This is a genomic window from Armatimonadota bacterium (assembly GCA_031081675.1).
Classification (GTDB): Bacteria; Sysuimicrobiota; Sysuimicrobiia; order Sysuimicrobiales; family Kaftiobacteriaceae; genus Calidihabitans; species Calidihabitans tengchongensis.
This window is the reverse complement of sequence record JAVHLZ010000001.1, coordinates 134,786-140,943: the sequence shown is the minus strand read 5'-3', so window position 1 is coordinate 140,943 and position 6,158 is coordinate 134,786. Positions and strand designations below refer to the sequence as shown.

Genomic DNA, 6,158 nt, shown 5'->3' with positions numbered 1-6,158 from the left:
TCCCTCTTCCCTCTTCCTTCTTCCTTCCTCTTACTGCGCCACCAGCTTCATCAACTCCGCGACTCCGCGGGCGGCGTTCTTTGCCTGATCCAGCGCCTGCGCCTTCAGCCCGGCCACCGCCAGGTCGGCGGCCGCCTGGACCACCAGCGCCCACGCCATCCCCTGGGGATCGGCCCGCAGGTCCACCAGCACTCCTCCGCCCTGTCCCTGGCAGGGATTGTCCCACGCCGGGTTGACGTTCTTGCCTTTGGGGCCCTCCAGGCAGGCGATGGCGTGCCCCAGGTGCTCCCGCACGTAGCTCAGCGACGTCCCCTCCGAGGCGAACGACGCGTGGGCGGCGGCAGTGCGGGCCTGCGCCTTGTAGGCTCCGGCGGTGGTCTGCTGCGGTCGGGTCTGGGTGTGGTAGGGTGCGTATGCCACTCCGCCCAGGCCGGCGACCAGGCCCAAGGCTACCGCGATGACGACGACCGTGCGCACCATGGCTGTCACCCCCCACAGAACTGTGAGCGGGCATGCTCACAGATCTGTCACATCCCGGTCAGCCCGCGCCGGGTCGGGAGTCTGCACGAGGAGGACGCCGGCGAGGATGGCCAGGGCGCCGGCCACCTGGACGGCGCCCAGCGCCTCGCCGAGGATGAGGACAGCCGCCGCGCTGCCCACCACCGGTTCCACCGTGGCGGTCAGGCTGGCCACGGTCCCGCTGATGGAGCGCAGGCCGTACAGGAACAGACCGAACGGCACCACGGTCCCGCAGACGACGATGAGGGCCATCAGGACCCACTCGGCCGGCGTGTACGGCCGGCCGTAGGCCGACCAGGGCGGGACGATCAGGCTCCACACGACGGCGCCCGTTCCCAGGGCGTACAGCAACATGCGGGCGGCCCCCGCCTCCCGGGCCGGGCCGCGGCCCAGGAGGACGTACGCGGCGAATGCGACGGCCGCTCCCATGCCGCTCAGCACGCCCAGGGGGTCCGCGCGGAGGCCCTCGCCCCCGGTGACCAGGGCGTACGTTCCGGCGACGGTCAGCGCGATGGCCGCGGCCCGCCGGGGCGTCAGCGGCTCGCCGCCGATCAGGCGGCCGTACACCGCCACCAGGACCGGTGCGGTGTACTGCAGGAACAGGGCGGTCGGCACGCCGGCCAGGTGGATGGCCAGGTAGTACGCGCTCTGGGCGCCGGTCATGGACAGTCCCAGCAGGACCAGGGGGACCGCCAGGCGGCGGGGCACCCGCACCGGCATCCGTGAGGCGGCGAACGCCGCCAGGAGGACCGCGCTGGCCGCCGTCAGGCGGATCTCCACCAGCGTCCAGGGGTCCACGCCGCGGGTGAACAGAATCTTGGCCACCACCCCGGACAGGCCCCAGCAGGTGGCGGCTCCGGCCACGCACAGGATCCCGCGCAGGCGGGGGGTCATGGACCGGCGGCCGATCGGACGGTCAGGCCGGGGGCACCAGCGCCTGCGCGGCCAGGAGGAATCCGCCCAGCATGTCGGCCCCCGACGTCTCGCCCAACGCCAGGAGGCGCGCGGCGGCCCGGCGGACGGCGTCGGGGTCGGACTCGGCCAGGGCATCCCGCAGGTGGTGCCAGTCCCCTCCGGCTTCCCCCCGCGCGGCCGCGGCCAGGTAGGCGGCGCTGATGCGCGTCGTGCGGGAGATGGCTTGTCCGGCGATCAGGGACCTCAGGTCGGGCCGCCGGGTCGGCCAGAGGGACAGGGCGAGCAGGCACCCGGTGAGGACGTCGTCCCCGGAGGGGGTCAGGCCCGGGCCCAGTCCTGCCAGCCCTCGGGCGGCCGCGCCGAGGGCGCGGGCGTCCCGGTCGCGGAGCCCCGTGGCCAGGGCTGCCAGTGCCGGCTGTGCCCGTCGGGCGAGAGGGCCATCGTCCGTCCCTCCCGCGGCCACGCGGCCCAGTCCGTTGGGGGACGCGCCGTCCAGGAGCAGGCGTCGCAGGAGGGCGAGGTGATCGTCCAGGTGCGCCGGCATGCCGGCCCAGGGAGCAAGGAGCGGATCCCAGGGAACAGCCGGGCGCAGGTCCACCTCAAGGGCATCTCCGATCCGGATCCGGTCGCCACCTGCGGCCGCGGGCGCGCCCGCGGGCACGCCGGCCAGCGGCGGGGTGCCCTCCACCACCACGGCGAACGGGCCGGCCGGCAGGTCGCCCGCGACCACCGCCACCACCTCCCCGTCCAGATCCAGGTAGCAGCTGCGGGCGAACGTGGCCAGAACCCCGCCCCGGCATTCGGCGCTCAGGCGCGGCAGGACCGTGCGGCCCACCAGCCGCGCCCGCCACATAAGCTTCAACCTTCAACCCCCACCGCTCTCGCCACGCATCCGCCGGGCGGCATCGGCGATGGCCGCCACGATCCCCTGATACCCTGTGCACCGGCACAGGTTGCCGGCGATGGCCTGGCGGATCTCCTCGGTGGTGGGGCGGGGATTCTCCTGCAGAAACGCCAGCGCCGTCATCAAAAATCCCGGGGTGCAGAACCCGCACTGCAACCCGTGGTGTTCCCGGAACGCCTCCTGCAGGGGGTGCAGGCGCTCGGGGGTGCCCAGGGCCTCCACCGTCGTGACCTCGGCACCGTCCGCCTGGACCGCCAGCATCAGGCAGCTGCGCACCGGCTCCCCGTTCAGCAGGACCGTGCACGCCCCGCACACGCCGTGCTCGCAGCCCAGGTGAGTGCCCGTGAGGCCCGCGTGGCCGCGGATGAAGTCGGCCAGCGTGGTCCGCACGTCCACCTCGGCCTGGTACACCGTGCCGTTGATGCGCACGGCCACGTCCTGCCGGCTGACGGGGACCGGGGCGGAGGGCGACGGCTGCCGGGAGCGCCGGGTGCCTCGCCGCGCAGGAGTCACGCCGCGTCCCATCACTCCACCTCCCGGGCCCGCTGGACGGCCAGCCGCAGGGCCCGCTCGGCCAGCACGCCGGCCACCTCGCGCCGGTAGGCGGCGGAGGCGTGGATGTCGCTGTCGGGCTGCAGCCGCGCCTCCACCGCCGTGCGCACCTCCGCGCACACCGCCGCCGTCAGCTCGCGCCCCTCGGCCGCCTCCTCGGCCTCGGGCACGCGCACCGGTGTCGGCCCCACACCCGTGAACGCCAGGCGCACTCCCCGGCAGCGGTTCTCCGATACTCGCGCCAGCACCGCCACCCCCACCAGGGCAAAGTCACCGTGGCGGCGGGCCACCTCCAGGAAGGCCGTGCCCGCGTCCCCGTGGGCCGGCAGGCGCACCTCCACCAGCAGGTCCTCCGGCCCGAGGACGGTGGTCAGGTAGGAGACGAAGAACTCCGCGGCCGGGACCGTCCGGGTGCCCCCGGGGCCCCGCACCACCACGGAGCCGTCCAGCGCCACCAGGACCGCCGGCAGCTCGGCAGAGGGGTCGGCGTGGGCGATGCTGCCGCCCACCGTCCCGCGGGTGCGGATGGGCGGATGCCCGATCAGGGGCAGCGCGTCCGCCAGCAGGGGCAGCCGCCGGCGCACCACCGGGGACCGCTCGGCAGTCCGCTGCCGGGTCATGGCGCCAATGATCACCTGGCCGTCTTCCTCCCGGATGTAGTCCAGTTCCCGCACCCGGTTCAGGTCCACGAGGACTGCCGGACGGGCCAGGCGCAGGTTGAGCAGGGGCATCAGGCTCTGGCCTCCCGCCAGGAGCTTGGCCTCCGGGCCGTGGGCGGCCAGCAGGCTCACGACCTGGTCCACCGACGCGGGCGCGGCGTACCGGAAAGGCGGCGGTTTCATGACGGAGTGCGCTGACGCGCGGCGCGGATCAGCTCCCGCAGCCGGTTGGGGCTCAGCGGCATCTCGGTGATCTTCACCCCGAACTCCGCCAGGGCATCCTCCAGCGCCTGGGCGAACAGGGCCGGCACCGGGATGACCCCCGCCTCCCCGGCGCCCTTGATGCCCAGGGGATTCAGCGGTGAGGGGGTCTCCAGGTGCGCCACCTCCACCTCCGGGATCTCCATGGCGGTGGGCAGCAGGTAGTCCATGAAGGTCTGGGTCAGCAGCTGGCCGCTGCTGTCGTACACCAGCTTTTCGTAAAACACCCCGCCGATGCCCTGGGCCACCCCGCCCCGGATCTGGCCCTCCAGGATCTTGGGATTGATCACCCGGCCGCAGTCGTGCACCACCACGTACCGCAGAAACCGCACCTGGCCCGTCTCGGGGTCCACCTCCACCAGGGCGGCGTGGACGCCGTTGGGGAAGGTGCCCCGGGGCGGGGCGAAGTAGCGGCTGGCCTCCAGCCCCGGCTGTTCCCACTCCGCGGGGATGGTGCCGCGCAGGGGATTGGCGAGGACGGCGATCTCCCCCAGGCTGAGAGACCGCGCCGGGGCGCCGCGCACGTACACCCGCCCGCCTTCCAGGACCAGGTCCTCGACCCGCGCCTCCAGCGCCGTGGCGGCCACCTTCAACGCCTTCTCCCGCACCGCCTGGGCGGCCAGGTGCACGGCGGTGCCGGCCACCACCGCGGCGCGGCTGGCGAAGGTCCCGGTCCCCCACCCGAACGCCCCGCTGTCCCCGGTGGTGACCACCACGTCCTCCACCGGCACGCTCAGCGCGTCGGCGATGATCTGGGCGAAGGACGTGAAGTGCCCCTGTCCCTGGGTGCCCACGCTGGTGGCCGCGTGCACCTTGCCCGAGGGCTCCACCGTCACCCGGCACCCCTCGTAGGGGCCGATGCCCGAGCCCTCCACATAGCAGGCCACCCCCAGCCCCACGTACCGGCCCTCCCGGCGGTAGCGGGCCTTCTCCTCCGGCCAGCGGTCATAGCCGATCATCTCCAGGGCCCGCTCCAGGGTGGCCGGATAGTTGCCGCTGTCGTAGATCAGCGGCGCATTGTCCTGGTAGATCAGCCCCACGTTGTAGGGGAACTCGTGGGGCTGGATGAAGTTGCGCCGGCGCACCTCCACCCGGTCCAGCCCCAGGGTCTCCGCCACCCGGTCCAGCAGCCGCTCCATCACGAAGACGCCGTGGGGCCGCCCCGCTCCCCGGTAGGGGCTGACGATGGTCTTGGTGGTGAACACCGCCCGGAACTCGCAGTGGTAGTTGGGGATCTTGTAGGGCCCCGGCAGGGTGGTGCTGGCCACGATGGGCACGATCAGGCCGTAGGGGATGTAGGCGCCGGCGTCATACAGGAAGTCGGTGCGCACGGCGAGGATGCGGCCGTCCCGGTCGGTGGCGATGGCCGCGTCGTGGATCTGCTCCCGCTCCTGGTTCATGGCCAGGAAGCACTCCCGGCGGTCCTCGATCCACTTGACCGGGCGGCCCAGCCGCATGGCGGCGTAGGGGACCAGCACCTCTTCCGGGTAGAACATCATGATCTTGGGGCCGAACCCGCCGCCGATGTCGGGGGCGATGACCCGCACCTGCGCCTGGGACAGCCCCAGCAGCCGGGCCAGGCCGTTGCGGATGGGGATGGGGGCCTGGGTGGAGTCCCACACCACCAGCTGGCGCATCCGCGGGTCCCACTGGGCCACCACGCCCCGGGTCTCCAGGGGGGCGGCGGTTCCCCGGTCGATCACAAAGCGCTCCCGCACCACCACCGGCGCCCGGGCAAAGGCGTCTTCCACGTTGCCCACCCGCTGGGCGTAGTGGGCGCACACGTTGGTGCCGATGTCCTCGTGGACCAGCGGGGCGTCGGGCTGCACCGCCGCCAGGAGGTCCACCACCGGCGGCAGGGGCTGGTAGTCCACCTCGATGAGCTCGGCGGCGTCCTCGGCCCGGTACCGGCTGTCGGCGACCACGAATGCCACCGGCTCGCCCACGTGGCGCACCTTGTCGGCGGCCAGGGCGTACTGGGTCTTGTGGTGCACCAGGGCCGGGTGGGGGATCAGTTTCGGCAGCGGCCCGGCCAGGGCGGGGGGCAGGTCGGCGTGGGTGAACACCGCCACCACGCCCGGCGCCTGGAGGGCCCGGCTGGCGTCGATGCGGCGGATGCGGGCGTGGGCGTGGGGGCTGCGCAGCACGGCCGCGTGCAGCATGCCCGGCAGGGTGATGTCGTCCACGTAGGTGCCCCGACCGGTGAGCAGCCGGGGGTCTTCCAGGCGGGAAATGGGAGCGCCGAAATACCGCGTCGCCATGGTTGAGCTCAGAACGCCGCCCGCCGCGCGGGGCGGCGGGAACGATAGGAGAAGTTCTACGCCCGGCGGGAGACTCCTGGAGGCGGC

General features: G+C 73.4%; 6 protein-coding genes. All 6 read right to left on the bottom strand.

What is annotated here, in order from left to right:
- Positions 1–30 precede the first annotated feature (30 nt).
- The 6 genes from RB150_00710 to cutA are packed head-to-tail and all read right to left on the bottom strand — an operon-like array spanning position 31 to position 6,071.
- Positions 31–480, bottom strand: a complete 450-nt coding sequence (locus tag RB150_00710; protein MDQ7819062.1) for a hypothetical protein — start codon at positions 478–480, stop codon at positions 31–33.
- A gap of 36 nt (positions 481–516) precedes the next feature.
- On the bottom strand, positions 517–1,413 hold the full coding sequence (locus RB150_00705) for an EamA family transporter (protein ID MDQ7819061.1): 897 nt from the start codon (positions 1,411–1,413) through the stop codon (positions 517–519).
- Between the two features lie 22 nt (positions 1,414–1,435).
- Entirely contained in the window at positions 1,436–2,287 is an 852-nt protein-coding gene (locus tag RB150_00700; GenBank protein MDQ7819060.1) for a DUF2877 domain-containing protein, read from the bottom strand.
- A gap of 12 nt (positions 2,288–2,299) precedes the next feature.
- Positions 2,300–2,863 carry a (2Fe-2S)-binding protein gene (locus RB150_00695; protein ID MDQ7819059.1) on the bottom strand — a complete coding sequence of 188 codons (564 nt, stop codon included), beginning with the start codon at positions 2,861–2,863 and terminating at the stop codon, positions 2,300–2,302.
- Positions 2,863–3,732, bottom strand: coding sequence for a xanthine dehydrogenase family protein subunit M (locus tag RB150_00690; protein ID MDQ7819058.1), 870 nt, complete (start codon positions 3,730–3,732; stop codon positions 2,863–2,865). Before RB150_00690 ends, RB150_00695 begins: the two co-directional genes overlap by 1 nt.
- Positions 3,729–6,071 carry an aerobic carbon-monoxide dehydrogenase large subunit gene (gene cutA, locus RB150_00685; GenBank protein ID MDQ7819057.1) on the bottom strand — a complete coding sequence of 781 codons (2,343 nt, stop codon included), beginning with the start codon at positions 6,069–6,071 and terminating at the stop codon, positions 3,729–3,731. Before cutA ends, RB150_00690 begins: the two co-directional genes overlap by 4 nt.
- Positions 6,072–6,158: the final 87 nt, after the last annotated feature.

What these genes read in the sequence shown, in the direction of transcription:
- RB150_00710 (MDQ7819062.1), bottom strand. Translation starts at nt 480, where the DNA reads ATGGTGCGCACGGTCGTCGTCATCGCGGTAGCCTTGGGCCTGGTCGCC.
- RB150_00705 (MDQ7819061.1), bottom strand. Translation starts at nt 1,413, where the DNA reads ATGACCCCCCGCCTGCGCGGGATCCTGTGCGTGGCCGGAGCCGCCACC.
- RB150_00700 (MDQ7819060.1), bottom strand. Translation starts at nt 2,287, where the DNA reads ATGTGGCGGGCGCGGCTGGTGGGCCGCACGGTCCTGCCGCGCCTGAGC.
- RB150_00695 (MDQ7819059.1), bottom strand. Translation starts at nt 2,863, where the DNA reads ATGGGACGCGGCGTGACTCCTGCGCGGCGAGGCACCCGGCGCTCCCGG.
- RB150_00690 (MDQ7819058.1), bottom strand. Translation starts at nt 3,732, where the DNA reads ATGAAACCGCCGCCTTTCCGGTACGCCGCGCCCGCGTCGGTGGACCAG.
- cutA (MDQ7819057.1), bottom strand. Translation starts at nt 6,071, where the DNA reads ATGGCGACGCGGTATTTCGGCGCTCCCATTTCCCGCCTGGAAGACCCC.